The 26,852-nt window shown below is 39.8% G+C and carries 18 protein-coding genes; 8 read left to right on the top strand and 10 right to left on the bottom strand.

All coding sequences use genetic code 11. The features are described from left to right. Window positions 1-139 precede the first annotated feature (139 nt). On the top strand, window positions 140-1,423 hold the full coding sequence (locus AACS98_RS16155) for an FHA domain-containing serine/threonine-protein kinase (protein WP_066381768.1): 1,284 nt from the start codon (window positions 140-142) through the stop codon (window positions 1,421-1,423). A gap of 58 nt (window positions 1,424-1,481) precedes the next feature. Here AACS98_RS16155 and AACS98_RS16160 read toward each other — a convergent pair whose 3' ends face one another. Beyond that, window positions 1,482-1,700, bottom strand: coding sequence for a DUF4327 family protein (locus AACS98_RS16160; RefSeq protein ID WP_066381657.1), 219 nt, complete (start codon window positions 1,698-1,700; stop codon window positions 1,482-1,484). A gap of 754 nt (window positions 1,701-2,454) precedes the next feature. On the opposite strand from AACS98_RS16160, the gene AACS98_RS16165 reads away from it, so the two are divergent. The 3 genes from AACS98_RS16165 to AACS98_RS16175 all read left to right on the top strand — a co-directional run bounded on the left by AACS98_RS16165 (window position 2,455) and on the right by AACS98_RS16175 (window position 7,813). Then, window positions 2,455-2,862 (top strand): tetratricopeptide repeat protein, encoded by a 408-nt coding sequence (locus tag AACS98_RS16165; RefSeq protein WP_066381660.1) that lies wholly within the window; start codon window positions 2,455-2,457, stop codon window positions 2,860-2,862. 250 nt (window positions 2,863-3,112) lie between these two features. Continuing rightward, window positions 3,113-7,072: an FkbM family methyltransferase gene (locus tag AACS98_RS16170; RefSeq protein WP_231866929.1), complete on the top strand. Its 3,960-nt coding sequence runs from the start codon at window positions 3,113-3,115 to the stop codon at window positions 7,070-7,072. Window positions 7,073-7,180: 108 nt separating this feature from the next. Continuing rightward, a complete protein-coding gene (locus tag AACS98_RS16175) occupies window positions 7,181-7,813 on the top strand; it encodes a transposase (protein WP_066381661.1) in 633 nt (210 codons plus the stop codon). A gap of 156 nt (window positions 7,814-7,969) precedes the next feature. Here the strand turns inward: AACS98_RS16175 and AACS98_RS16180 are convergent, their stop codons facing one another. The 3 genes from AACS98_RS16180 to aroB form a co-directional block, all read right to left on the bottom strand. Further along, entirely contained in the window at window positions 7,970-10,189 is a 2,220-nt protein-coding gene (locus tag AACS98_RS16180; RefSeq protein ID WP_066381663.1) for an O-linked N-acetylglucosamine transferase, SPINDLY family protein, read from the bottom strand. 164 nt (window positions 10,190-10,353) lie between these two features. Continuing rightward, window positions 10,354-10,881, bottom strand: coding sequence for a type IV pilin-like G/H family protein (locus AACS98_RS16185; RefSeq protein WP_066381664.1), 528 nt, complete (start codon window positions 10,879-10,881; stop codon window positions 10,354-10,356). Window positions 10,882-11,183: 302 nt separating this feature from the next. Further along, window positions 11,184-12,278: a 3-dehydroquinate synthase gene (gene aroB / locus AACS98_RS16190; RefSeq protein ID WP_066381770.1), complete on the bottom strand. Its 1,095-nt coding sequence runs from the start codon at window positions 12,276-12,278 to the stop codon at window positions 11,184-11,186. 607 nt (window positions 12,279-12,885) lie between these two features. Here aroB and petL point away from each other — a divergent pair. Continuing rightward, complete coding sequence (gene petL / locus AACS98_RS16195; RefSeq protein ID WP_066381667.1) at window positions 12,886-12,981, top strand: cytochrome b6-f complex subunit PetL; 96 nt, start codon at window positions 12,886-12,888, stop codon at window positions 12,979-12,981. A 220-nt stretch (window positions 12,982-13,201) separates the two neighbouring features. On the opposite strand, the gene bioB is transcribed toward petL, so the two are convergent. Next, complete coding sequence (bioB, locus tag AACS98_RS16200) at window positions 13,202-14,206, bottom strand: biotin synthase BioB (protein WP_066381669.1); 1,005 nt, start codon at window positions 14,204-14,206, stop codon at window positions 13,202-13,204. Between the two features lie 349 nt (window positions 14,207-14,555). On the opposite strand from bioB, the gene AACS98_RS16205 reads away from it, so the two are divergent. After that, window positions 14,556-15,134 (top strand): GNAT family N-acetyltransferase, encoded by a 579-nt coding sequence (locus tag AACS98_RS16205; protein WP_066381672.1) that lies wholly within the window; start codon window positions 14,556-14,558, stop codon window positions 15,132-15,134. A 79-nt stretch (window positions 15,135-15,213) separates the two neighbouring features. Here the strand turns inward: AACS98_RS16205 and AACS98_RS16210 are convergent, their stop codons facing one another. The 4 genes from AACS98_RS16210 to AACS98_RS16225 form a co-directional block, all read right to left on the bottom strand. Beyond that, window positions 15,214-16,629: a cation:proton antiporter gene (locus AACS98_RS16210; protein WP_066381674.1), complete on the bottom strand. Its 1,416-nt coding sequence runs from the start codon at window positions 16,627-16,629 to the stop codon at window positions 15,214-15,216. Between the two features lie 194 nt (window positions 16,630-16,823). Next, the gene (gene bicA, locus AACS98_RS16215) at window positions 16,824-18,491 is read right to left on the bottom strand and encodes a bicarbonate transporter BicA (protein WP_066381675.1); all 1,668 of its coding nucleotides are present in this window, start codon (window positions 18,489-18,491) and stop codon (window positions 16,824-16,826) included. A gap of 1,216 nt (window positions 18,492-19,707) precedes the next feature. Continuing rightward, window positions 19,708-19,983 carry a hypothetical protein gene (locus AACS98_RS16220; protein WP_066381678.1) on the bottom strand — a complete coding sequence of 92 codons (276 nt, stop codon included), beginning with the start codon at window positions 19,981-19,983 and terminating at the stop codon, window positions 19,708-19,710. Between the two features lie 501 nt (window positions 19,984-20,484). Further along, entirely contained in the window at window positions 20,485-23,367 is a 2,883-nt protein-coding gene (locus AACS98_RS16225; protein ID WP_066381680.1) for a glycerol-3-phosphate acyltransferase, read from the bottom strand. Between the two features lie 618 nt (window positions 23,368-23,985). Here AACS98_RS16225 and AACS98_RS16230 point away from each other — a divergent pair. Beyond that, window positions 23,986-24,909 carry an SGNH/GDSL hydrolase family protein gene (locus AACS98_RS16230; RefSeq protein ID WP_066381771.1) on the top strand — a complete coding sequence of 308 codons (924 nt, stop codon included), beginning with the start codon at window positions 23,986-23,988 and terminating at the stop codon, window positions 24,907-24,909. Here AACS98_RS16230 and AACS98_RS16235 read toward each other — a convergent pair. Then, window positions 24,876-25,526: a hypothetical protein gene (locus AACS98_RS16235; protein WP_066381682.1), complete on the bottom strand. Its 651-nt coding sequence runs from the start codon at window positions 25,524-25,526 to the stop codon at window positions 24,876-24,878. The two genes, AACS98_RS16230 and AACS98_RS16235, sit on opposite strands and share 34 nt — an antisense overlap. A 760-nt stretch (window positions 25,527-26,286) precedes the next feature. Between AACS98_RS16235 and AACS98_RS16240 the strand changes: the two genes are divergently transcribed. Beyond that, entirely contained in the window at window positions 26,287-26,835 is a 549-nt protein-coding gene (locus AACS98_RS16240) for a pentapeptide repeat-containing protein (protein ID WP_066381683.1), read from the top strand. Window positions 26,836-26,852 lie beyond the last annotated feature (17 nt).

A 26,852-nucleotide genomic window follows, 5' to 3' on the forward strand; every position in this document is an offset into this window, starting at 1 on the left:
AAATTTTTAGCCAGAATTATTGACTTTTGAGTTGTTTGATGGCCTATGCCCCATGACGGCAGTCCGCTCAAGTCAGGAAACCCGCCGACGTGGCTACCTCCCCCATGCCCTAATCCCTAATTATTATCCAGGTTGTATTGTGGTTACTCTGACCTTGTTAGAACCGCAACAAAAAACACCCCTGAAACAGTGGTGCTTTGAAAATTCCGCAGTGATTCGGATTGGTCGCGCTGCGGATAATCATGTTGTGTTAACTGATACTTTGGTTTCCCGCCATCATCTGGAAATTCGGCAAGTAAGTTCTGCTAAGAATGGTGCGGCGTGGCAGGTGTTTAGTAAAGGTACGAACGGCACTTTTCTCAATGGTGTGCTGGTAATTCAGAGTTCTTTGCCGGATAATTCTCTGTTGCAATTAGCACAGGGAGGGCCAATTTTACAATTTCAAATTCAGGAGGCGACAGCACCAGATAATTCGCGATCGCCTACGGTGGGCGGTACGTCGGAAAATATGATTGTACCAGTCACCTCACAAAGATCCAATTCTGCGCCCAGTTGCACCCATGAAGGTAATTCTCCGGGAAATCTATTTTGTATCCACTGCGGACAACCGCTTACGGTACAGCAGACGATTCGCTATTACCAAGTTTTGCGGACTTTGGGACAGGGAGGGATGGGTACTACCTATCTAGCTTGGGATGCTGCCGGGTTGATTGCTAGACAGCCGCAATTATTGGTGTTGAAGCAAATGAATGCTGATATGGCGAAAATTGCCAAGGCTCAGGAGTTGTTTGAGCGAGAGGCGAATACTCTCAAATCCCTGAATCATCCAGGAATTCCTAAGTATTATGATTTTTTTGTGGAAGGTGGTAAGAAATACTTGGCAATGGAGTTAGTGCATGGGCAGGATTTGGAAAAACGCATCTATACTAATGGCCCTGTGACACCCCAGCAAGCGATCGCCTGGATGATTCAAACCTGCGATATTCTCGACTATCTGCATAGCCAAGAACCGCCACTAATTCACCGTGATATTAAACCCGCCAACTTAATGGTGCGGAATGGGAATAATCAAATAGTGGTGCTGGATTTTGGCGCGGTGAAGGAAATTGGCACAACGCCGGGGACGCGCATTGGTGCTGAAGGTTATTGTGCGCCGGAACAGGAACGAGGACAACCTTTAACACAATCTGATTTATATGCGATCGGCCCCACCTTAATTTTTCTGATCACTGGAGAAAACCCTTTTAAGTTTTATCGCCAAAAAGGGCGAGGTTTCCGCTTCGATGTCAGCAAAATTCCGACTTTGACACCACAGTTGCGGGAGATTATTGAGAAAGTGACAGAACCAGTACCGCGCGATCGCTTCCAGTCAGCAAAGGAATTAGCCGCCGCCTTAGCAGCTTGTCAAACAAGGCAATGGTGATTGGGGACTGGGGATTGGGGATTGGGGCATTAATAATTCTCCCTCATCTCCCCAGTCCCTAATCTTCATCCCAAGCTTCCACGTCTAGCAATTCGCTAACTGGATCTTGCATACTGAAACCAAAATCTAGCAGTTCCTGTTTCCAGTGCTGCCAATCATTGCCATAAAGCAGCGCAATCTTCCAAATGCTATCAGTCGGCTTGATAATATTCGATTCTACGAGTGATTGCACATTACGCTGCAATTTCACCATTGGGTGAATTACTTGCTGAGTCATAACCTCGATTCAATTCAAAATTTTATTGGGTAAATGCTTAATCAAAACTGCTTTCCGTTTTGCAACTGTCAACAATGCGTAGAGTGTGTATTTGGCAAAGCGAGTCTTAACTTTTTCAATATACCATAACAAACTCTATTAAGTTGCGACCAAATTCGGTTCTGTACGGTAATTACTCCACAAAACTCAAATCTCACCAAGTATACATGGTGATTGCTCAACTTAGAAAACAGTCCCCCTCAAGGTTGCAGTAACAGCACCGTGGGAGAAATCCTAAAAACTTATGGTTTATATTTACCGGAATCTGTGCAATTGCTAAAAATGCCATAAATTAACGGCTGATTGAAGATTTTTAAACTACAGTTAGGGAATTTTTACTCTGTAGGTTCAAACCTTATCTACAATAACGCAAACCTCTAGAATTAAATCAAGTTATCGTAAATCTTAATATATTTTTAATCTTTCTCTAGAGATTAAGCAGACATATAGCAGTCGGCGATCTCCTTATTCCCTACTGATCCTCAAATGGTAGATACTTACGTATATTGTTACTTTTGCTTAAGTGTTTGATTACAGCTATTGTGAAGTGCTGGTTTAGATGTGGTAGTTGGTGCATAGTTAACATATCTTGATGTTGAGTCTGATAGCAGCATAAAAAATTTTTGGTTTAGGTGTTAGTTTCTGTGAAGTAATGGGTAATCTCTTAACTAGAAGCTTGTTGTAACTAAGTATTTACCACAACCCAGATAAAAATATGGCTAGTTCAGGTGAAGACTATTTTGTTGTCCGTAAAAGGCAGATTGAACGGAAGAAACGAATTTTAACAATAGTTTCGATTGTTTCTTTCGTGGGTTCAACAGCATTTGCAGCCATTCCAGCTATACAACGCGCTATCCAGAGTCCTGCGTCAGTAAATACAACTACATCGGCTGAGTCTTCCTTGCAACAACAAGCCAAGGGTTACGAATTAGTTTTACAGCGAGAACCAGATAATCAAAGCGCGTTGGAGAAATTGGCTATTATGCGGTTAAAGTTAGGAGATACTCAAGGAGCAATGGAACTTATGGAGAGGTTGGTTAAATTGCATCCTGAACGACAGGATTATAAGACTGTGTTTGCGGATGTGAAGAAAAGAATGGGGGAGAGTCAGAGCGATCGCTAGCTCACCAGTAGATAGATTTAGCTCAATATCAAACTATCTTGGTTCAGATTTAGACATAATAAGTGCCAATCGAAATAAATTTACATAAATATTTATATTTTCTCAGAGAGAAGTGACCAAAAGGTTGTTATTAGGGTGCCACAATTGACTGATTTAAATTAGACAAGAATAAAAATTGACAAAAATGATTTTTAAATTTGAAAAATAACTAAAAAAAGATTGTTACTAAAAATAAACGTAGAGATTAATTATGAAACAGTTTATTTCCTATGCCCAAAATTTTGAGGATGTTTTACTAAATAGAATATTTAAAAATAAATTGCAAGGTTTCTATATTGATGTAGGAGCATTACATCCAACTGTTGATTCAGTAACCAAAGCTTTTTATGATCGTGGATGGTCAGGAATAAATATTGAGCCAATACAAGAATACTATAATTTATTTCAAAAAGAACGCTCAAGAGATATTAACCTGAATATTGCCATAAGTAATTCAGAAGAAACATTAGAGTTTTTTCAATTAGTAGGACAGCCAGGAAACTCTACTTTAAATAAGGCAATAGCTTATGCAATTGCCAAAGAAAAAGGTTTAGAAGTTTCTCAATATACGGTTGCTGTCAAGACTTTAGAAGCAGTATGCAAAGAATATGTCAACAAAAAGATTGATTTTATCAAAATTGATGTTGAAGGATTAGAAGAACAAGTTATTTTAGGTGCTAATTGGGAAAAGTTTAGACCAACAGTATTAGTCATAGAAACGACTATACCAAATACTAATATTCGCGTTGACAATAATATTCCTGTATTATTACAATCTCAAGGTTATCAGCACGTTTTTTTTGATGGAATTAATGATTATTACATAGCAGAAGAGTCAAGCGATTTGGCAAAACATTTTTTATTCCCTGTTAATGTTTTAGATTTTTATGTAGACTACAGATTAATTGAACAACAAAGAAAAATAAATGAATTAAACAGAATATTAAATTCAATGAATCATTCAATCCCAACACTGGAAACAAATCAAGTTAATATAGAAAATTTAAATTTAGTCAAGCCAATTATTATAATTGATGCTGTATTTTTCCAACTATATCAAACAGGAATTGCTAGAGTTTGGCGAAGTCTGCTGCAACAATGGGCAAAGACTGGCTTTGCTAATCATATCTTAGTCTTAGATCGAGGTAACACAGCACCTAAATTTAATGGTATTTGCTATCGTACTATTCCCCCTTACGACTATAACAATGCAGAAGCTGATAAACAGATGCTTCAACAAATATGCGATGAAGTAGGAGCAGACTTATTTATTTCTTCATACTACACAACATCAATTACAACACCTTCTGTATTCATGGCTTATGACATGATTCCAGAAATAATGGGGTGGGATATGAATAATCCCATGTGGAGAGAAAAGCATCAAGGTATTCAGCACGCTTCTTCATATATAGCAATTTCCGCACATACAGCGCGTGACCTTGTAGGCTGTTTTCCAGATATATCGATAGATGCTATTACTGTAGCTCATTGTGGAGTTGATGCTACTTTTGCACCTGCAAAGTTTGAAGACATTAATATTTTTAAAACTAAATATGGCATTAGTAAACCTTACTTCTTATTAGTTGGTGGTGGGGCTGGTTATAAGAACAGTATTTTATTCTTCCAGGCTTTTTCGCAACTTGCTAGTAGCTATGGATTTGATATTATTTGCACGGGTAGCGGCGGTATATTAGCACCTGAATTTAGAGAACATACTTCAGGTAGTGCTGTCTATATGTTACAACTCAGTGATGAAGAGTTAGCAATAGCTTATTCTGGTGCTATAGCTTTAGTTTATCCTTCTAAATATGAAGGTTTTGGAATGCCGATAATTGAAGCGATGGCTTGTGGTTGTCCGGTGATTACTTGTCCTAATGCTTCAATTCCAGAAGTGGCAGGAGAAGCTGCAATATATATTAATGACGATGATGTAGATGGTTTAGCAAATGCGCTTTGTGATGTACAAAAACCTAGTCTTCGTCAATCATTAATTACTGCGGGTTTAGCCCAAGCACAAAAGTTTTCTTGGTCGAAAATGGCAGATATTGTCAGTTCTGCTTTAATTGATGCTACTCTTCTATCATTAAATCTAAAACAGGTTAATTTCATTATCTTCCCTGATTGGTCAGCATCGGAAGAGTCAATCAGTTTAGAGTTAGCACAAGTAATTAGGACACTAGCAACTTCTCCTGATAGTTGCAAGACTACTTTACTAATTGATACTACTAATATTTCTGGGGAAGATGCTGAACTATTGCTGTCTAGTGTCACCATGACTCTTCTGATGGAAGAAGATTTAGATATTACTGATGGCTTAGAAATTTCTCTGGTGGTAAATTTGGCTGATATCCAGTGGAAAGCTTTACTACCTCGTATTCATGGCCGAATTTGTTTGGAACATGAAAATCAACAAGCACTCATTCAAGTTAAAGCAGAAACCTTGTCAAGCTACACACTAGAAAGTTTGAACCAGGCGCAAGAAGAAAAGTTTTTTTTTAACTTGAGCCAAAAACTATATAGTGAGGGCAGATGGCAAGAAGCGATCGCTGCATATCAACAAGTGATAAAATTACACCAAGATAGTGCAGATATTTACTGGAATTTAAGCCAGTGTTACAGACAGTTAAACCTACTAGATGAGTATTTTCAAACTCTAGAGCAAGGAATTGAAAATTACCCTACAGATGGTAGGCTACACTTTACATTAATTATTGACTTGCGGCGCAATGGGCGTACTCAGGCAGCAATTAACTGTGCTGAGAAGGCTTGTCAATGTTTACCTGATGATTATACGTTTAAAATTCTGAAATATCTCACAGTTCCGACTATTTATAACACTCAAGAAGAGATAGGAATTTATCGCCAACGCTATAGTCAAGGGTTGCAAAATTTAATTCAAGAAACATCTCTCAACACCATTGCAGAAAAACAGAATGCTTTAACAGGTATTAGTAGGCTGACAAACTTCTACCTATCTTATCAGGCACAAAATGATAGAGATTTACAACGTCAATACGGAAAGTTAATACATGAGATTATGGCAGCTAACTTTCCCCAATGGGTTGTACCTTTATCTATGCCAAAAGTCCAACCTGATCAAAAAATTCGTATTGGCTACGCTTCCCATTATCTACATTCTTATAGTGGTACACTGTGGTTAACTGGTTGGTTAAAATACTGCGAACGCCACAATTTTGAAATCTACTGTTATTACACAGGTAATGAACCAGATGCAGTGACAGAAAAATTTAGGGAATATAGTGATTTCTTCTATCACATTCCTCTCAATTTGTCTGCTGCTTGTGAACAAATAATTTCTGATAATTTACACATTTTAGTGTATCCAGAAATCGGCATGAATCCCCACACTATGCTGATGGCAGCTTTACGACTTGCGCCAGTGCAATGTGTTGCTTGGGGACATCCGGTAACAACTGGTTTACCGACAATTGATTACTTTTTATCTAGCGAATTAATGGAAGCAGACAATGCTGAAGAACATTATGCAGAAAAATTAATTCGCTTACCTAATATTGGTGTTTCTTACCCAAAACCCTACATTCCACCAGTGGTTAAAAGTCGCACCGATTTTGGCTTGTCAGATGATGCTGTTCTTTATTTATGCTGTCAAGCACCGTTTAAATATTTACCACAATATGATTTTATTTTTGCAGAAATAGCGGCTCGTGTACCGCAAGCTAAATTTATCTTTTTGCGTGGTACGCTGCTTCAAGAACGCCTACAGCGAGCTTTTGCGGCTGTGGGGCTGGAATTTCAAGATTATTGTGTATTTTTAAATATTCCAGAACGGCTCGACTATCTGATGATTAACTTACTGTCAGATGTGTATCTAGATACTTTTACTTGGTCTGGTGGTAATACTACCTTAGAAGCGATCGCTTGTAATCTCCCCGTGGTAACTTGTCCAGGGGAATTTATGCGGGGTCGTCATTCTGATAGTTTCTTAAAAATGTTGGGAGTGACAGATACTATTGCTAAAAATGAAGTGGAATACATTGAAATTGCTGTCAAATTAGCACAAGATGCAGCTTGGCGACGCGATATTTCAGAACGAATGAGTCAAAATCACGACAGATTATTTGATGATCAAGTTTGTGTCTCTGGGTTGGAAGAGTTTTATAAAAAGGTTGTGGGGTTAGGTTCGTAGTAAGCACGAAGAGTGCTGTTTTCATTATGAGGACTAAAGTCCTCTCTGCGAGACGCTACGCGAACACTACGAACAAAATTTTTCAAGACTTCAGTGCTTTAAAAATATATGTATGAATATGGTAAGCTTACACCACGACAAAAAGCAGAATTAGTTGAACAACGCTTGAGTCGTGGTTATCCTCCTCATGCACCGCCACATCCTATAAAAGATAGAAGACTTTATTTGTTGACTGCGGCTTGTTATGAACATAAGTGTTATATGCACTGTCAATCTCGTCGTCAGCAATTGCTAAAGATGATATTTGATAGATTTGGTGAGAGTGGAGGTGAAGAAGACAGTGCTGAAGCACTTACTACGAACATCACGATTTCTGCTTGGGTTGTTTTACCTAATCATTATCATTTATTGCTTCAGGTTGTAAATTTTGATGTCTTAAGTGAGTTATTTCGTAAGATACATGGTTTGACTTCACGCCAATGGAATATTGAGGATAATATAACTAAGCGAAAAGTTTGGTATTCTTGGAGCGATCGCGCAATTCGCACTGAAAGACATTACTACACAACTCTTAACTATATTCATTACAACCCAGTCAAACATGGTTTAGTAACATCTCCTTATGACTGGGTTGAAAGTAGTGTTCACTGGTATTTACAAGTTTATGGCCGAGAATGGTTACGCGATTGTTGGGTTAAATATCCAGTGCGAGATTATGGCAAAGATTGGGATGATTCCTAATGTTTGTAATGTTTGTAGTGAGGGCTTCAGCCCTCAACATTTCTCAGGGCTAGAGCCGCTTACTACGAACCTAAACTTAAAATTCCATAGCAGTGATGTTTTGTGTTTGTAGTGAGGGCTTCAGCCCTCAACATTTCTCAGGGCTAGAGCCGCTTACTACGAACTAATATATTTCTGCCACATTTGGGTGTAAGCATTTTCCATCTCACGGGTAAATTGCTTACCATTCCATAGCGGCGATGTTTTTCTTGACTGTCTCAACTTCCAAGCGATTTGTTGTCTTAATGCTTCATCCTTACCTAAACGCACACCCCACTCTACATATTCTTCATCAGTCCAGGCGATACCTTCTGTAATACCAGCATTCATCATCATAGTGTAGCTGTTACGAGCGGCGAATTGCTCACCTACTCGTGTCACCATAGGAATACACATCCACAGGGTTTCTAAGGTTGTTGTCGCACCGTTGTAGGGATAGGTGTCTAATACTATATCAGCAATGTCTAAATTAGCTCGGTGAACGCCCTCTGAAGGCGCACCTGGAAGAAATCTGAGTTTAGAGGCATCTACGCCTTCTTCTTCCGCTAAATCATAAAAGAATTTTTGAATTGATTTTTCATCAGCAAATCCTTTAATTAAAAAGTAGCTATTAGGTACTTCTTTGATAATTCTTAATTGTAATCTTGTAATATGTGGATGACGTTTAAATCCTCTTTGTCCGCACATATAAACAACCGCATCACTCGGAATATCAAATTGCTCACGATGTACTTTAGGTACATTGACTTCAAAACCATCAACAGCTATGTATGTTTGAGGTAAGCACCAAATTTTTTCTTTGTAATATTCTGATGCTGATTCTGGTAAAACGTAGGGGTCAGCAATAAAATAATCTACAGATGGACTACCTGACGCATCCCAACCCAGCCAAGTAGCTTGTATTGGTGCTGGTTTAAATGCTATAACTTCACAGGTTGTATCTAAAGTAATACTATCTAAATCAATTAATATATCAACTTCATCCTGGTATATTTCTTCCGCTAGTGACCAAACATTATATGATTTATAGGCTTTATCTACCTGGACGGTATACCATTGATGTAATAGATCAGCTTCTGTATCATTAGCAATAAAATAACCGTTAATTTCAAATTGATCTCGGTCATGATATTCAAATAGCCATCGCGCTAGCCAGCCAACAGAATGACTTTTCAAACAATGTGACAAATATCCTATTTTAATTTTTTTATGAGATTTTTTGGTTTTTTTTCTGTCTAAATGGCCTTGTGAATATTTGTCTAATTGCTCTTGTGCATAAATAGCATGATTCTCTTGGCATAGCTGAAGTATCTGGTTCTGAATAGGTCGATTTTTCAGGGGATGATCTTCAATATAAGGAGCAAAAAAATTGGCATTTATCAGCCTGACTACATTAATTTGTGACAAATTTTTAGGATTTTGTCGAATTAATTCCTGTAATAGCTCTTGCTGTCTTTGATTTACTGCACAAGATTCTTCCCAATGCCCCCCAGCACTCATTAAGCCTCTTAATATCTGGCGATTAGCAAAAATCTTGTCTGGCAAATTATCCACTAAAGAATAGAAGTGTTTAGCTGTTTCTATGCCACGCTCATATTCGCCAGCATTTTGATAAAAACCTGCTAAATGTCCTATACATTCAGGATTATTAGGGTCTAACCGTAAATAAACTTCAATTAATTTTGATGCTAATTTAGCTTGCCTATGAGCATAAGCTATGTTGACTGCAACAGGTAGCAATATTCCCAGTAAAATATCGGTGTTTTCACTAAAAAATGAAACAACAGCTTCCAATAATTCTAGAGTAGATTGTTGTAGCGGATTATAATTTAAAATATTACGTAACGTTTCAGATAAAATATTTAAATTTATTTCGTTATTCGATGTGGATTTAATTAAATCAATTACACAAAGCTCTTGTAAATGGTCTTCTGTATATTTCTCTAATTTGATATATAGCTGAATAAGTTGCAAAATATTTTGAAGATTTTGCGGATAAATTTCCTTGATATGACAACGAATTTTTTCGGCTAATGAATATTCTTCTAATTTTTCTTGACGTTCAGCTTCTGTTTGTAAAATATTAAATAAATCTATATTTTCATTATCTACCTGTTCACCTTCAACTTGCATCATTCCCATGAACCAAGTTGTTTGCGCTTCTGCATCTTGTCCTTGTAATAACAAGTTTAATCCTAGATACCAATAATGAGATTGAACATCAGGCTCTAAAGTTATCGCTTGTTCATAAAGACTAGCAGCATGGATGTAATTTCCTTTCAGAAAATATTCTTCTGCACGCTGAACCAATTGAGTGGAAGTTGAGGAGGAAAGCATAAAAGTTATCCAAAATTTTCCCAAAATAACGGATAGCTATCATCTGATAGATATCTGATGAAAAAATTGCAGAAATCGGGTAATGTAGTGGCACATTACCCAATTGAGCAAAATTTCTATGTAATCTTGCCTAAGAAAGCGATGAGAAAAATTCCTAACTTATCTTATCTTGCCAAAGACAGGAAACTACCTTGACAACCATTGATGTCAGTATAGTTACCGACTGTTGTTGTAGGATTAGGTGATTCACAAGCAATTGCTATAGTAAGTGCTTCGGATGTAGCACTATCGCCCACTGTCGTACCTACTAAACCATAGTAGGATTTCAGAGCAGCTTTAGCGGCTGTCCCTTTAAATTGGATGGGGCCAGTAGTAGTACCTGTAATTTCATAGACGAAGTTTTCCGTTTGCGTCTTGATACCTACTTGCAATTGGGAAATACTGGTAGCAAACTCTTGGTATTCTAGGAAGTATGCTTGTTGAGAACGGTTGACTGTACCTACGTAGTTTCTAGCTTCTGATTGTTTAGCTTTATTTACCTGACCCAGTAGTGAAGGTAACGCAATAGCTGCCAGTACACCGATAATAATTACTACCACCAACAATTCAATTAAGGTAAAACCTTCTTCTTCTCTATTCTTACGGTTGCTGAGGTGGCTGAGGAATTTGGCTTGCAGTTCTGGCTTGAGCATGGGTGTCTCCTGAAGTTTGGGGTAAGTAGATTGCGATCGCTCTGTTCTGGAATTAACTTACCCACTTGCAATCAGCAACATATCACTTTAGTAAAAAAATTTTCCTGCTCAATTTTTACCTACGTATATTTACGAGTTTTACTCCTATCGGCTATAGATATCTAGAGTTGATATCGTGCTTTTTACGTAGTATCTTCATCAAATTCCGGTTTAATCAATAGGATATGCTAAAGCAAAAAATAACACGTAATAAAATGATTTTGCGTTACGGCTAATTCTGACATAACCGTAACACACCCCAGTTAATACATATTCTGTAAAACTTGGCGGATAATATCTGCTGGTACTTCGTCGGTAATGGTGACTACGCCCATTTGGGTAGGTAAAATAAATCGGACTTTACCATTTTTGACTTTCTTATCTAGTTGCAGTGCGTCAATTATGCCTTCAATATCTAAACCCTCTGGTAGCTTTGTCGGTAAACCCGCTTTTTGAATCAGCGCATTTTGACGTTCTGTGTCTTGCTGCTGCCACATTCCCAATTCGACAGCAATTTGTCCGGCTGCTACCATGCCAATGGCTACAGCTTCACCATGATTCACTAACCGATAACCTGTTAAGCTTTCGACTGCATGACCAATCGTATGTCCATAGTTGAGAATTGCCCGCAGTCCGCCTTCTTTCTCGTCTTTGCTGACGACATCGGCTTTGGCTTGACAAGAACGGGTTAAAATAGTGTTTATGAGTTCCGGCTTGATGTAGCGTAGTTGGTTCAGATGTTTACTGGCTTCCATTTGGGCAAATAATTCAGCATCCCAAATTACGCCATATTTAATTACCTCTGCCATTCCGGCGCGAAATTCACGCATGGGCAGAGTTTTTAACACTTCTGGATCTACTAATACTAAACGTGGCTGATGGAAAGCCCCTATTAAGTTTTTACCTTGGGGATGATTTACGCCTGTTTTGCCACCAATGGCTGAGTCTACCATTGCTAGGAGCGTTGTTGGTACTTGTACAACATTAATTCCTCGTAACCAAGTAGCAGCAGCAAAACCAGTCATATCACCAATTACCCCACCGCCCAAGGCTACCATTGTTGAGGAACGTTCTAAGCGGTTTTCTAAGGCGACATCATAGAGTTTTTGAATAGAGTTGAGGGTTTTGTAACGTTCTCCGGCTGGTAGGCAATAGCTAGCCACTGTAAACCCAGCAGATTCCAGGGAATTTATAGTTTTTTCGCCATAATGCTTAAATATGGTGGGATTAGAAACCAGCAATACCTTCTTGCCTAGTTTCAAATCAGCCATCCGTTGACCAAGTTGTTCTAAACTTCCAGGTGCGATCGCAATCTCATAAGACTGCTGTGGTAAATTCACATTAATTATAGAAGTCATTACCCAAACCCCAACAAGCACAGTGGGCTGTATTTTACCGCATTTTGGGGGGTGGGGATTGGGGACTGGGGATTGGGGACTGGGGACTGGGGATTGGGGACTGGAAGGGGGAATTAAACAGTGCTGAAAAACTTGCTCAAACTTACTCAAAATCCACTATGATTAGGGATAAGCGAAAACCAAGCTAAAAAAATTTTAGGCTTGAGAACCTGTACAAAACTTTTGAGAGTAGCCAGCCTGTAGCAAGGTAATTGAGAAAATCCAGAAATTTTAAATGGCTGAAAATCAGGGAGTAAAGTAGCAAAGCCTCTCAATGTAAAAACTCCAAAATAGGGTGAGTTACGCCCGATTTTAAGCCTGTGGACTGGATAATGCCGACATTACCAGAATGAAACAGGAAGCTAACGTCTTAAGTCTTTGAACAGATTTAAGCAAGTTTAGTTTAACGGACAAAGAAGCTAATGACTAATGACTAATGACTAATGACTAATGACTAATGACTAATGACTAATGACTAATGACTAATGACTAACGACTAACGACTAATGACTAACGACCAAAAATTAATGGTTCAATATAGTTAGTAAAGTATTGTGGAGAAAGATAAATGTTAGCAGTAGTAGCTTATATTGGCTTTTTGGCTGTGTTCACTGGCATCGCTGTAGGTTTGCTGTTTGGTCTGCGTTCCGCCAAAATTCTCTAATTTAAGGGTATAGGGGTGTAGGGTGAAAGTGAGGGAGAATTCTACACCTTTACACCCTTCTGACTTGTCACGTTAAGTGGAAAAGCTAACGCGAAACCTAACCCCCTAACCCCCTTCCCTACAAGGGAAGGGGGAACAGTTAAAGCCTCTCTCCTGGTAGGGGAGAGGTTTGGAGAGGGGTTTTCCAAATACGGAGAAAAGTCAGTTACACCCTTAACTCCTAAACTCCTATTTGACTCACTACACGATTTGGTCTTTGGGATGGGGGACGCATTTCTAAGCCAAGTAAATTCAGCATTTCTTGATCTGCGTCATAATCTGGACAGGGGGTAGTGACTGTTAACATCTTGTTGTCGTCGCTGGAAAAGATGGAGTTAGCCCCCGCCATAAAGCATAATGCTTGTTCAACTTGAGAAAGTCTGGCTCTACCAGCACTTAAACGCACATCTGATGTGGGCATAATTATACGTGCTGTGGCTATCATCCTGACAACTTCCCAAATGGGGACATCTGGCTGATTTTCTAGGGGTGTTCCTGCTACTTGGGAGAGAATATTGATTGGTACTGATTCTGGGTGAGGATTGAGGTTAGCGAGGGTGTGTAACATGGAAATCCGATCCTCGACGGTTTCGCCTAAACCCAGGATACCGCCAGAACATACGGTAACATTGGTCTGCCGGACATTTTCAATTGTGTTCAGGCGATCGCTATAAGTTCTCGTGGTGATAATTGTACTGTAATATTCTGCTGAGGTATCTAAGTTATGGTTGTAAGCATATAGTCCCGCAGTTTCCAAGCGTTTGGCTTGGTCTGCTGTCAACATCCCTAGGGTACAGCATACTTCTAAACCCATGTCGGTGACATCTTTCACCATATCCAGGACTTTCTCAAATTGAGAATTATCCCGCACTTCCCGCCAAGCTGCACCCATACAAACACGACTGACACCCTTTTGTTTAGCGGTTTCGGCAATGTTGAGGACTGTTTGCTTATCTAAGAGTGCTTGGGGTTTGACTTCGGTTTGATAACGGGAAGACTGAGCGCAGTAGCTACAATCTTCTGGACACGCGCCTGTTTTAATCGAGATGAGTTTACAGACTTGTATCTGTTTGGGGTTATGATATTGGCGATGGACACTAGCAGCTTGATAAATTAGCTCTAGCAATGGTGTTTCGTATATTGCCCTAATCTCTGCTTCTTGCCAATCGTAGCGTATTCCCGACATTAGTATCCTTCTTCTTTACTGGATTGATCAACAGCTGTCTTGTTGTTATATCTCAGCAAAGTATATCTTTTGAGTTCAGCGATCGCATACCAGTTTTATGGCTCATCTCTTAATTCTGGTGTAGATATGAGACTTAGCTGATCAAGATTTGGCAAAATACTCACTATAGTAGTTGTCACCAAAGTCATTACTCATATACCATACTTTGATATATCAGTCAAGCCTCAGTATACAAAAAAGATGACTGCTGCTAGAAAGCAAATGTCAGCAAGATGTCAAGAATTTCTGCCACCTGATTGACAATTTATCGAGAATTTGGGCAAAAAAACCATATAAGTCAAGCTAGAGTATGAAATCAGAACTACCGATAATTACAAGCGATCGCCTACTATTACGAATAGGTATTCAAGAAGATATACCACAAATACTCAAATATTTTCTAGATAATCGAGATTTTCTCACCCCATTTTATCCTACCTGGGTAGAACATTTTTTTACAAAATACTATTGGCAACATCAAGTAGAAAATAATGTTTTAGAATTTATTCACGACCAATCTTTAAAGTTATTTATATTTCCGAAAACACAACCCACACAAGTGATTGGCACTATTAATTTTAATAATTTTGTTAGAGGTGCTGCCCATTTTTGTCATGTGGGATATAGTCTAGCTGAGACTGCCCAAGGTAAAGGTTATATGACTGAAGGATTAGGTGCAGCTACTGAATATGTCTTTCAAGAATTAAATTTTCATCGCATTATGGCTAACTATATGCCCCACAATCAACGTAGTGGCAACGTACTCAGAAGACTGGGGTTTGTGGTAGAAGGTTATGCTAGAGATTATTTATTAATTAACGGCAAGTGGCAAGACCATATTCTTACAAGTTTGATTAACCCTAACTGGCAAGTAAACAATTGGGAGTAGAGAGTGGGGAGTAGGAGCAGGGGAGCAGGGAAGTAGGGGGAGAAGAATTTTTACCCAGTCCCCAGTCTCCAGTCCCGAATTAACCAATTAAATCGGCTTTTTCTAAAGATTCTGACGCATCCACAGACTTTTTAAACGCAAGACGCAACAAAGGCGGTGCTAAGAAGGTAGTCAGGATCACCATAATCACAATTGCGGCTTGCAGAGGTTTATCTAAAGTACCACTAGCAGCACCAATACCTGCAAACACTAGACCAACTTCACCACGGGGAATCATACCCACACCAACCGCTAAACGGTTAACACCAGGCTGACCAAAAATTGACCAACCGGTGACAACTTTACCAATAATTGCCACCACAATTAAGAACAAGGAGATAATTAATCCCTGTTGATTCTCAGGAACTACAGGATTCAGTACACTTAAATCAACTTTAGCTCCGACTGTGACAAAGAAAACTGGTACAAGAATATCAGCAATAGGCTTAACTTGCTCATCTAACTCTTTGCGCTTATCAGTTTCATCGAGAACTAAGCCAGCCGCAAACGCGCCTAAGATTGCTTCTAAATGAATGGCGTTACCCAAAAATGCCATAAAGAAGGCAAAGATAAAGGCGGGAATGACTAAATTACCTCGTGTTTGTAATTTGTTGGCAATGGCGACAAAGGTGTGATTGAAAAATTTGCCCAGTAAAATTGAGCCAATCAGAAAAACAGTAGCACTGACGATCAAATAAATGACATTGAAAATATCTACTTCGCCAGTTTTAGCCAAACTAGCAACCACTGCTAGCACGATGATGCCTAAGATATCGTCAATGACGGCTGCACCAACAATAATTTGACCTTCTTTAGATTTGAGATGACCGAGTTCTGAGAGAACTTTGGAGGTAATACCAATACTTGTTGCTGTCAGGGCTGCACCTGCAAAAATCGCCGGAATAACTGGGGCATGAAATAATAAAATCAGTCCGGCTGTACCCGCCGCAAAAGGAACTGCTACCCCGACACAAGCCACAATTGTCGCTTGATAACCGACTTTTTGCAGTTCTTTTAAATCTGACTCCAAACCGATTTCAAATAACAGAATAATCACACCCAATTCAGCCAAAATCGAAATTGCTTCACTCTGGCTGTTAAAGATGGCTGTGGCTGCATCAGGGGTAAGATTATTAATCGTTTGCAGCACTGTCATAATCACAGAATCACTGGCTGTGGCACCACTTTCGGGAAACACAACCAAATGCAGCACCGAAGCACCCACTAATACACCACCAACTAATTCCCCTAAAACTGGCGGTAAGTCTATGATTCTAGACAACTCACCCCCAATCTTACTGGCCAGATAAATGACTACCAAACTGAGTAGTACACCAGTTAACACAATGGGAGCATTTTCGGCGTTGTTTTCTGTTGTCAACAACAAAGGTGGGAAGATGGAAGTTAAAGGTGTAAAAAAATTCATCACATTAACTATTGGTTCTGAACAAATCATTTGACTTATCTGTAACTGCTCAAGTCAGTTACTGATTGATTTGGGCGCAAATAATTGGACAGGTGTTTACCTGTCCAATTTAGTTGTATCTTTTGCTAGAGTTTAGCTTGATTTAGTAGGGTAGGGAATGGGAAATCGGAAATAGAAAACATTTTTACTGTTGCGTTTTGCCTGTTTCCTGTTGACTGGTTTGATTAGTAGACAGTGGTAGTGTCATTACTCTTAACTAAAGTAACAGCTTGTTTTAGGGCTTCTACACGGTCTACAAACATGTGATGTGGAGGTACAAATCTGGAAACACCAAAGCTTTCTAAGCGTCGTTTGACTTTGCCGGTTGCACCGACGATGAGAACATGACGACCTTGATCGGAAGCGTCTTTGATAGCATTTTCAATGGACAAAGATGCAGTTACACCCAACATAGGTACGTCGCTGAGATCGACAATTAACACATCAGAATCTGCCATTGCTGAATGTTCACGAGAGATGGCTTTGGCAACTCCAAAAATCATCGGCCCACTCAAGTAAAATAGCAGGATGCGTCCATCAGCTTGATCGATCAATTGCTTCTCTTGTTCATTCAAGACGATGGCATCATCAGCATCACTAATGGTTTTAACTTCTTGCGCTTGTAATTCTGAAAGACGCTCAATAGTGACGATGTTAGCAATGAAAACACCTACACCTACAGCCACAATCAAGTCTACAAATACGGTGAGGAATAATACACCGTACATGATAGCTGTACCTTTCCAAGAAACCTTGTGAGCGCGTTTGAGGAAACTCCAGTCCAGAATATCAATCCCTACCTTTAAGGCAATACCTGCCAATACCGCCATTGGGATGCTTTCTGTTAAATTCGCTGCCCACAATACAACCACTAACAAAATTAACGCACGAGTTAAACCAGATACAGCAGTTCTAGCACCAGTTTGGATATTAACTACTGTTCCCATTGTCGCACCAGCACCAGGTAATCCACCACACAAACCAGATACCAAGTTACCAATGCCTTGACCAATCAACTCTTTATTAGATTTATGTTCAGTACGGGTCAAGCTATCTGCAATCACCGCAGTTAGTAGGGTGTCAATACAACCCAACATTCCCAACATCGCACCATCAACAATCATGGTTGTGATTTCCGATGGCGTAAAGGTCGGCATTTGCAATGTTGGTAGTCCCATTGGGATTTCCCCAATTCGTCTAATTTCAACGTTGCCAAAAAAGACGAGAGAAACTACAGTACCAACAATTAACGCTATTAACTGTGGTGGAACAAGACGCTTGATTTTAGATGGCATCAAGAAAATAATTGCCAGTGTCAGCGCACCCAAAGTTGCTTCAGCCGGATTGATTTTTGTCAAAAGTTCCGGCAAATTCTGCACCATTCCCAGCACTCCACCTTTCGGGTTTGGTTGCCCGACAAAAGGCGCGATTTGCAAAATAATGAGAATTACCCCAATCCCTGACATGAAGCCAGAAATTACACTGTAGGGCATCAGGGTAACATATTTACCCAGCTTAAATACCCCAAATAATATTTGAAATATCCCAGCTAGCATGACTACAGTAAAGGCCATTGCTAATCCGTTTTCGGGATCTTTGGCAGTCATGGAACTGACAACTGCCGTCATGACTACAGTCATTGGCCCTGTAGGTTCAGAAATTAGGGTTGGTGTACCGCCAAATAATGCGGCAAAAAAGCCGACACAAACAGCACCATAAAGACCAGATGCCGGCCCCGCACCAGAAGCCGCAGCAAAAGCCAAAGCTAGTGGTAGAGAGACAATTGCGGCAGTTACACCACCGAATATATCCCCTCGCAGGTTTCTAAAGTGGATAGTGTTGGTCAAGGACATTTGGTTTCCTAAAACAAGCAAAGACGTTTTGAAGGTTGACAAAAATTTGGGCAGTCTTGACTAAATTTTTTATTTCATAGGCATGAAAAGTCAAAACAAGAAAACACAATTTTCTTGATAAGTCAAAGACACTTACAAAAAAAGCTATATAACCCTCTTACATCACGAGTAAGTTTTGTTTATAGCTAAATAAATTCACAGATGAGAATAGCTTACAGTGTTTAAACCCAATATTGTACATTTGATTTCTTAATCGTTAAAACAATATTAAATCATAATCATCAATAAACACTTATACATCTCAATAAATCTCGGTTTGATAAATAATGGTATTACTGAAGAAAGTGAGTTAAACATAAAACAGACAAGTTTTGCTCTATTGGTAATGTTTCTTTATGTTTTCTAGGTGCAACCATTTACTTTCTGCTGGGGTAGAGGTTTTGGCAATTTGGCAACTGCAACATTGGGCAAGCGGTTGTAATAGATATATCAAAAGGAATAGTTGGTATAGCAAGACAGCAATATAAGGCAGGGATCAAGCGTTGTCTCTGTATTCCTAGCCCATCGCCAGTTGTTGACCAAGGGTTGCAGAATGACATTACATAGTTACAGCCGTACATTTACAGTCATTGTTCACCGGTTCACACAACTGGCTTGAAATAAACAATAACAGAATATGTCTCATGATTAATAATTATTTTTAATGAATATATTAACGTAATTGTATAGATTTAGTAAATACTTGCTTGACTGTTGGTAAATTAATTAAAACAGCTTAAGTTACTGGTTAGAAATTTGTATCATTCCCAAAATCATCATAGGTTAACAAAATAAATTGCTAAAATAATAACGCCTGTATAACCGTTGCTATGCAATGTTTCTACACCTTTCAATCAAGATGGATGTAGGATGTAGGGTTGTAGGGGCGAAAAAAGGATTATTTCATACATTCCAACAGGTTGCAAGTTTTTTGAATGCGTGAATGCGTAACTTGTTCTTTCTAAGATGTTTTCAATCAACACAGGTAACAAAAAACCTTGTGTTGCTTGTATTTGTTGGTAGGGTTTGTAAACCCGTCCTTTTAGGACTGTTTTACGGCTGATCCGAAAATTGCCGTAATTAATCACCCCAGTTTCTCCAAGAAACCGGGGTGATTAACTTTCACAAATCTTAAAGATAGCTAGAGGAGAGTTTTAGTGTTGTCACAGTTGATACTCTATGATTGCCAAGGCGAAGGAATTGCGGTTGTTGAAATTACCTTATTAGCCATTAACTTGATTGCTGTTTTGCCACAATTGGGACAACGAACATCCAAAGCTTGTGAAGATTCCACTTCTACTTCAGTTAATAAACCTTGTTTACAGTGCCAACACTCAAAAATGACTCGATGAACTGGCTGGGTGCAGTCGAGTATTTTAACGTGTTGAAAATTTCTGGTTTCGTTGTCTTGGTTTCTTGGCTTGTAGGTTTTTTTGAGTTCTCTAACTTCCATCTTTGCTTAGGTGATGAGTTATTTTAGTGTAATAGGGATGGGGAATTAAATACTAGCAAATAAATATTTGCATGCTAAATGTTGGGTTAGGTCTAAATCCAGTCTATCAAAGTTAAGAGATGATTTATAAAGTCAGTATTAAATTTTAGTGGACTGACACGACTAAGGGACTTCCAGATAAAAAAATATTCAAAATGTAGGGTGCGTCAGTACGAGAACCCCTAGGTATACCGAGAAAATATTCATCCTGACACACCCTACTAACTGTCAATTGGGATAATTTATTTTTTGGTGTTCCCTTAAATAACCTTAAGATTTACGCATCAAGGTTGAAGAATTGATAATTTAGTCACACTCAATACTAATTTGGTAAGTTGCGATCGCCTGCGGTAGATGACTGTATAAAACTCACACAAACTGCTTTAAATCTACTGGTTAAATTTCTGACTTAACTAACAGAAATAGGGACATGATGGCGAAAATTGCCAGCACCAACTATAGTCATCCAGTCGGTCTTAAATCATTAGATAATTCCACTGTACCCCTAGAGCCATCTATTCTGACTCTTTGCCCATCTTGTAAAATCCATGTAGCACCTTTCACATCCATAACCGCAGGAATACCGTACTCACGGGCAACGATCGCACCATGAGAAAGTCTACCTCCGGCTTCAGCAATCAAACCGCCCGCCCTCACTAATAATGGAGCCCAACCGGAGTCTGTATAAGGTACTACCAAGATTGTATTTTGGTCTATGGCTGGCAAGTTTTGTAAGTTCCGCACTACCTTGATTCTACCTTCGGCTTGTCCGTGGCTGGCGGGAATGCCTTGTAATATTTGGTCTGTGTAAATACTGGCGGCGGGTGTGGGATGGGGCGGGATATTACCGTAGACGACAAGGGGGATTTGCTCAATTTGGCTATCTTGCTCAAATTGCGATCGCCTAAATTTAATCTTTTCCCTGAACTGTTGCTGTAATTCTACATCGGCATTTGCCACTAACTGCCTGACTTCATTCAATTCTAAAAAGAAAATATCCCCCGCTTGTTTAAGTAAGCCGGATTTTAACCAAATCTGCTCTAAAGCCATAAATTTCCAACGCAATACCGCTAACAAGCGCGAATAAACCTCAGTTACTCGTCCTTTGATATCTATACGTCGTTGTACTATCCCACCTTTCCGTGGGCTGGGTTCAAAATGCGCCTTTTCTGGTTCACTCAGTTGAATTAACTGTACAAACAATTGCTTGATGGGTTGGGGTTCTTCTTTCCAGGTAGGAATGGCAATATTAGTACCAACATCACTTAAATAGCCGTAATCCTCTAATAGTTCATCTAATTCGTAAAGAATCTTATTCCCCTCTGGGGTTTGCTCTAACTTCTCAAATACTTGCTCCGGCTCGCATTCTTCAGCTAATACTTGTTTAGCGTCGGCGGCTAAGGCTCTCAGGGAACGCATGGCGGCGACTTCGGGGGTGACGCTGTTATCAATTTGCTCATCTTTCACCCGAAAAATTCCCTGTCTGATGGCTGCACTTAAGGGGGCTAAAATGCTGTAGTATGTGCCACGCCGCAGTAGTTCTAGGTTTAAGTCTATCCTGTCTAATAATTCGGCTGGCTGTAGTTGTTCTGTGTCTTCATTAGCTAATTGTGACAAACCGGGAATAAATACCTGTTTGTAATCTTGTTTAAAATCCTTTTCTAAATTCAGTTCTTGACGCAGTAACTTGATTAACCCCGGCAGACTCTTCCAGGTAGACTGCAAGGGCGGTTTAGTGAATTTTGCTCCCCTGGTTAAAAATTCTAAACTTTCTGGAGGTAAGCCCATCCGTAGGAAAATATCCCCCAGGAGGGAGGCATTAAAATAAGCTCTGGAGTAGTGCAGCGTTGCTGTGTCTGTAAAGTCTAATCCCTGTGCGCGATCGCCTAAGACTAAACTAAAAATATCTCCCCAAACGCTACAAGTCAAAGGACGATTAATTGACCATGTTAACGGATGCACCACACCGGGAATGACTTCGGCGGCAATTTTGCGTGTCCAGATTGGCAGTAAAGTAGTGATAGGTCGAGCTTGCAATATCCACAGAGTTTGACCGTCATAACTCCACTCAATATCCTGGGGTACACCGAGGTAACGTTTTTCCAGGCGACGGGCTAGGTATGCAACTTGCTTCAGTAATGCTTGGGGAACTCGTCCAGTTCCTTCTAATTGTACAGAGGAATGATTGTCTGTTTCGATAACAATAGCCCGATATTGTTCGGGTGTGACTTTACCAGAAACAACTTGCGTCGGGCTACCGGGTAAGGCTTCAATAATTACTGCTTCGCCTTGCTGGGTAATGGGATCACGACTAAACGCCACCCCAGAATAGGCACTTTGAACTTGTTGTTGAACTAATACAGCCATTGCTGCATCTGGTAAATTGCGATCGCGCCGATACTGCACAGCCGATGCTTGATTGTAAGAATCTCGCACGTAGGCAATGGCTTGCTGCAATTGCTCTTTGTTGGTAACTTGTAACACTGTTTCGTACTGCCCAGCCGCAGAAGCGTGTTCTGAGTCTTCCCCAATGGCAGAGGAACGCACTACCAAGGGGGATAAATCTGAGGGTTGAAGAAATTCTAATAACTTTTCGGGTTCATCACCGGGAATCAATACCCATCCCTTCGGTACTGAGTAACCCCAGCGTTTAATTTGGGATAAGGTAGCGGCTTTCTGCCCGACGAGAGGCACATCTAACTCATCGTCTAAGCTGAGGATAGCGCGATCGCTCTGCAAATATTCAAATACTGCTTGTGATTGGTCATCTACCTCTTGGGCTGGTAAATTCAAATCATCGGGAATTTGTTTGTAAATCCACGCCAATAATCCTGCTAGGGCAATTGCTGCGAGAATCCTGGGAAAATCTTCAGCATGGAGGAGTACCACAAATAAAGGAAACACAAATAAAACTCCATACTTGACTACATTCCGCGATTGCAACAGCATAAAACTGATCATTGCCACTAAACCGACAAATATCGTTAAAAGTGGATCATGTACCAGCAAGCCCCAAACAACGTTTGTTGTTCCTGCCCCTCGCCCCATCGAGTATCTACCAAATACTAGAGCAATTAGAGCCAGCAATTCCCAAAATGATCCCTCTGGGAAAAACGCACGGGCTATTAACACTGCTGCTATTCCTTTCATGGCTTCTGACATAACTGCCAGAATACCCGCGAGTGTGCCACCGTGGTAAAAAGCTGCGGAGACACTAACGTTTCCTGTCCCTAATTGCGTCAAGCGTTTCCGCTTCAGTGCGTAGGTAATCCAGGCAATGACTGGCAACGCACCCAAGCTGGGACAGACAATTAAAATAAATAAGGCACCCCAAAGTTCTATCATTATGGATGTTGGATTTGAGATTTTCTTTCCTACCTAAAATCTAAAATCTCAAATTATCAAGTTTTTCCGCAATTTTTTGAGAATTTTTAGGGCGCGTTGGTGATTTGCTCAACGGACAATCGGCTAACCTAGAAAGCTGGGTTGCCGATGTCCTTGTGGGCAGATATTGTTTCAGTTTAGCGCGTAGGCAGCCTGTAACGCCCAAATAATCAAAGCGGCGATTGATCCCAATAGTAACACAGTAGAGATGGTTACTACTCTGGGGGAGTCTGCCCCTTCAAATTTCATGATTCCTCGGTTTAAATCGGACATAGCTATTGTAATCCTCCCTTTGTTACAGTGCTAGTCTGTCCGTTTTGATTTTAGACCTTCTATATAAAGATGAGACTGTCTGATAAATAATATTTACTTTAAGCTTTGCAACGTTGTATAGAGGTTGGGGATTGGGGATTGGGGGATGATATCATGTCCGGCTAATTACTTATGATAAGTTTTCGATGCTGATCTTTTCTCTGTTCCTGTTCCCTACCCCAACAGATATGATAACTATTCAAACGGACATGATATGAGGGAGAGAATGACTAATGACTAATGACTAATCACGGAGGTTGTTTACAAGTGAAGTTAGTATTGGTGATCAATTTGGTGCTGGTGGTGGTGTTGGTGGCATTGGAGATAGGATTGCGATCGCTGTTTGGTTTTGGTAATCCTCTGACTTATGTTGCTGATTCCCAAGTCGGTTATTTGTTAGCACCTAATCAACGCACTCGTCGTTTTGGTAAGCGCATTGAGATTAATCAATATTCTATGCGGAGTGCTTCTATATCTCCGACTCTTGCACCCTCGACACGGCGCATTCTACTATTGGGCGACTCAATTGTGAATGGTGGTTGGTGGACTGATCAGACTCATACTATTTCTAGCTTGATGATGGCTAGCTTGTCTCAACATCAGCCCACCGAGGTGCTAAATGCTTCTGCTAATTCTTGGGGGCCAAGAAATGAATTGGCTTATCTCCAGAAATTTGGCACGTTTCAGGCTGAGGTGGTGGTTTTGGTGATTAATACCGATGATTTATTTGCTACTGCACCTACTTCTTTACCAGTGGGACGCGATCGCAATTACCCAGATAAAAAACCACCCCTAGCTTTAGTGGAAGTATGGCAGCGTTACGGCAAAAAACAGCCACCGATTCCTGAATTAAAAGCAGTACAGAAAGAATCAGGCGATCGCGTGGGTGTTAACCTAGAGGCAATTGCTCAAATTCAAGCGTTAACTCGGCAAAATAATTGTAAATTCTTGTTGGTGATGACTCCCTTATTGCGAGAAATCGGTGAACCTGGTTCTCGTGATTATGAGATTAAAGCCCGTCAACGTCTCAAGGATTTTACCCAAGCGCAGCAAATTACTTATATCGATTTTCTGCCGATATTTAACGCTAATCCTCAACCACCAGCCTTATACCAAGACCATATTCACCTGAATTTACAAGGTAACAAGTTAGTCAGTCAAGAAATTGAGCGGGCGATCGCTTCACTCTGATTCAGTCTATCATCGTCACGTATCCATAACGCCAAACCTCCCCCACGTCCACGGGCGGCAATCATGTCTTCTGTAATTAAGAAGAAGGCGAAAAAGGGTAATTTACCGATAGATTGGCTGTAAAAATCTTCAGCTTCCACCTTACCCGCCCGAATAGGTTTGTTGTAAATAGTGCGTTCAAATACACTCAGGCACATTTGGTTAAAGTCAAAAGCCAGTATATTTTTCTTCCCTAAATATTTGGTTGGCCCTGTCAGCTTTAATAATATTGCTCCCAATTGTACCTGATTAGCAATTCCCCCTCTATTAAAATCTGCCTCTGGAGTTACACTAAATGAAATATGAATTGTTACCAGTTGCGGCACATACCAACCATTACCTAAAATAATCCCTCCGCGTTGTCTGGCTTTTTTAGTACCCGTGGCAAAACATAACCGCCATTTACCCACCAAAGACTCAAAATTATAAGTTAATCGTTGCTGTTTGGCGGTTTTTTCTGCTGCTAATAAGGCGTTTACTACTTCCTTGGCTGTGGGATTTGTCGCATTTTTTCCGCGATATGCAGCAGCCGCTTGGCATAAAGTGCTAAGAAAATTCTCAGTATTGGTAGCTGTCATGATAATTTAATCTTTTCTTTATTGTTAAATCTTGAAAATAGCAATTATTTGGTAATATTATATGATAATTTGACACTGAGTTGACACCGATGAAATGGTGTCATCGCCTGAGTTTACAGGTGGAAATAAAAAGCGATCGCTTAGATGGTGACTGAGGCGATCGCTTGCAGCTTGATAGAGGAAAATATCAAGTTGACATATTTATCATCAAACCATTTTTTGCTACCGAAAGTTATAAAAAATTTACTAAATATTAAAAGACTTGAAAATTCATGCAATATTATTAACTGACTCGTTTCAAGGATTTTATACAGTATTTTCATATAAATTGTTTTAATAAAACATATTTTGAATGCAAAACATTCAATTAAATAGGTGATTTTTCTTATAACTAAAGAGATAGAGCAACAGATTCATGACTTAGGGACTTCCAGATAAAAAATATCCCAAGTTTAGGGTGCGTCAGAACGCGAAACCCTAGCTATACCAAGAAAATATTCAGACTGACGCACCCTACTAACAGTCGATTTGGATAATTTATTTTTTGCTGTTCCCTTATGCTCTCTAGCTTTTAGCTGTAAAATTAAGTATATTTCTATGAAGTAATTGCGCCGAAGACGAAAAAATTTAGCACAATATAGTTACCATTTTTCACTAAAAATCAAGTCTGGGAAGACTTAACAAATAGTCTTGGGTGTGGTTTGGGTAGTGTGAATTCACAACTAAACACAGATATTTGTCAAAATTGGGAGGTGAAAACATGGATGCTCACAAGCTCCTAGATTCATATACAGCAGGAGAACGAAAATTTGAGCGCGCAAATTTGCATCAAGTCAATCTTTCCGGCACTAATTTAAGTGGTGCCAACTTTGTTGAGGCTGACTTAAGTGGTGCTAACCTGAGTCAAGCTAATTTAGATGGATGTGATTTCAGTCGAGCCAATTTAACTGATGCTGACTTAACTGGCGCGAGCTTAATTGGTGCAAATTTACATGAGGTAAACTTAATTGGAGCCTATTTATGTAGAGCCAACCTTCAAGAAAGTAACCTCAGCCGGGCTGATTTGCGTAGTGCTAACCTAACGATGTCTAACCTACTGGGTGCAAATCTCAGTGAAGCAGAAATGAGTGGTGCTGACTTGAGTAATGCTAATCTCAAGCAAACCACTTTGATTGGTAGTAATATGATTGAGGCAGAACTGAGAGGTGCAGATATCGCCGAGGCAATGGTGACAGAAAAAGAAATGACTGGCACATCTGTACGCATCAGCGTATCCCATAAATGGATAACTTGGGCTGGTTGTCGCTAAATCAATCTCAAACCGGA

The sequence above is a fragment of the Anabaena sp. CA = ATCC 33047 genome (assembly GCF_963870205.1).
GTDB lineage: Bacteria > Cyanobacteriota > Cyanobacteriia > Cyanobacteriales > Nostocaceae > Trichormus.

What these genes read in the sequence shown, in the direction of transcription:
- AACS98_RS16160 (WP_066381657.1), bottom strand. Translation starts at nt 1,700, where the DNA reads ATGACTCAGCAAGTAATTCACCCAATGGTGAAATTGCAGCGTAATGTG.
- AACS98_RS16165 (WP_066381660.1), top strand. Translation starts at nt 2,455, where the DNA reads ATGGCTAGTTCAGGTGAAGACTATTTTGTTGTCCGTAAAAGGCAGATT.
- AACS98_RS16170 (WP_231866929.1), top strand. Translation starts at nt 3,113, where the DNA reads ATGAAACAGTTTATTTCCTATGCCCAAAATTTTGAGGATGTTTTACTA.
- AACS98_RS16175 (WP_066381661.1), top strand. Translation starts at nt 7,181, where the DNA reads ATGTATGAATATGGTAAGCTTACACCACGACAAAAAGCAGAATTAGTT.
- AACS98_RS16180 (WP_066381663.1), bottom strand. Translation starts at nt 10,189, where the DNA reads ATGCTTTCCTCCTCAACTTCCACTCAATTGGTTCAGCGTGCAGAAGAA.
- AACS98_RS16185 (WP_066381664.1), bottom strand. Translation starts at nt 10,881, where the DNA reads ATGCTCAAGCCAGAACTGCAAGCCAAATTCCTCAGCCACCTCAGCAAC.
- aroB (WP_066381770.1), bottom strand. Translation starts at nt 12,278, where the DNA reads ATGACTTCTATAATTAATGTGAATTTACCACAGCAGTCTTATGAGATT.
- petL (WP_066381667.1), top strand. Translation starts at nt 12,886, where the DNA reads ATGTTAGCAGTAGTAGCTTATATTGGCTTTTTGGCTGTGTTCACTGGC.
- bioB (WP_066381669.1), bottom strand. Translation starts at nt 14,206, where the DNA reads ATGTCGGGAATACGCTACGATTGGCAAGAAGCAGAGATTAGGGCAATA.
- AACS98_RS16205 (WP_066381672.1), top strand. Translation starts at nt 14,556, where the DNA reads ATGAAATCAGAACTACCGATAATTACAAGCGATCGCCTACTATTACGA.
- AACS98_RS16210 (WP_066381674.1), bottom strand. Translation starts at nt 16,629, where the DNA reads ATGATTTGTTCAGAACCAATAGTTAATGTGATGAATTTTTTTACACCT.
- bicA (WP_066381675.1), bottom strand. Translation starts at nt 18,491, where the DNA reads ATGTCCTTGACCAACACTATCCACTTTAGAAACCTGCGAGGGGATATA.
- AACS98_RS16220 (WP_066381678.1), bottom strand. Translation starts at nt 19,983, where the DNA reads ATGGAAGTTAGAGAACTCAAAAAAACCTACAAGCCAAGAAACCAAGAC.
- AACS98_RS16225 (WP_066381680.1), bottom strand. Translation starts at nt 23,367, where the DNA reads ATGATAGAACTTTGGGGTGCCTTATTTATTTTAATTGTCTGTCCCAGC.
- AACS98_RS16235 (WP_066381682.1), bottom strand. Translation starts at nt 25,526, where the DNA reads ATGACAGCTACCAATACTGAGAATTTTCTTAGCACTTTATGCCAAGCG.
- AACS98_RS16240 (WP_066381683.1), top strand. Translation starts at nt 26,287, where the DNA reads ATGGATGCTCACAAGCTCCTAGATTCATATACAGCAGGAGAACGAAAA.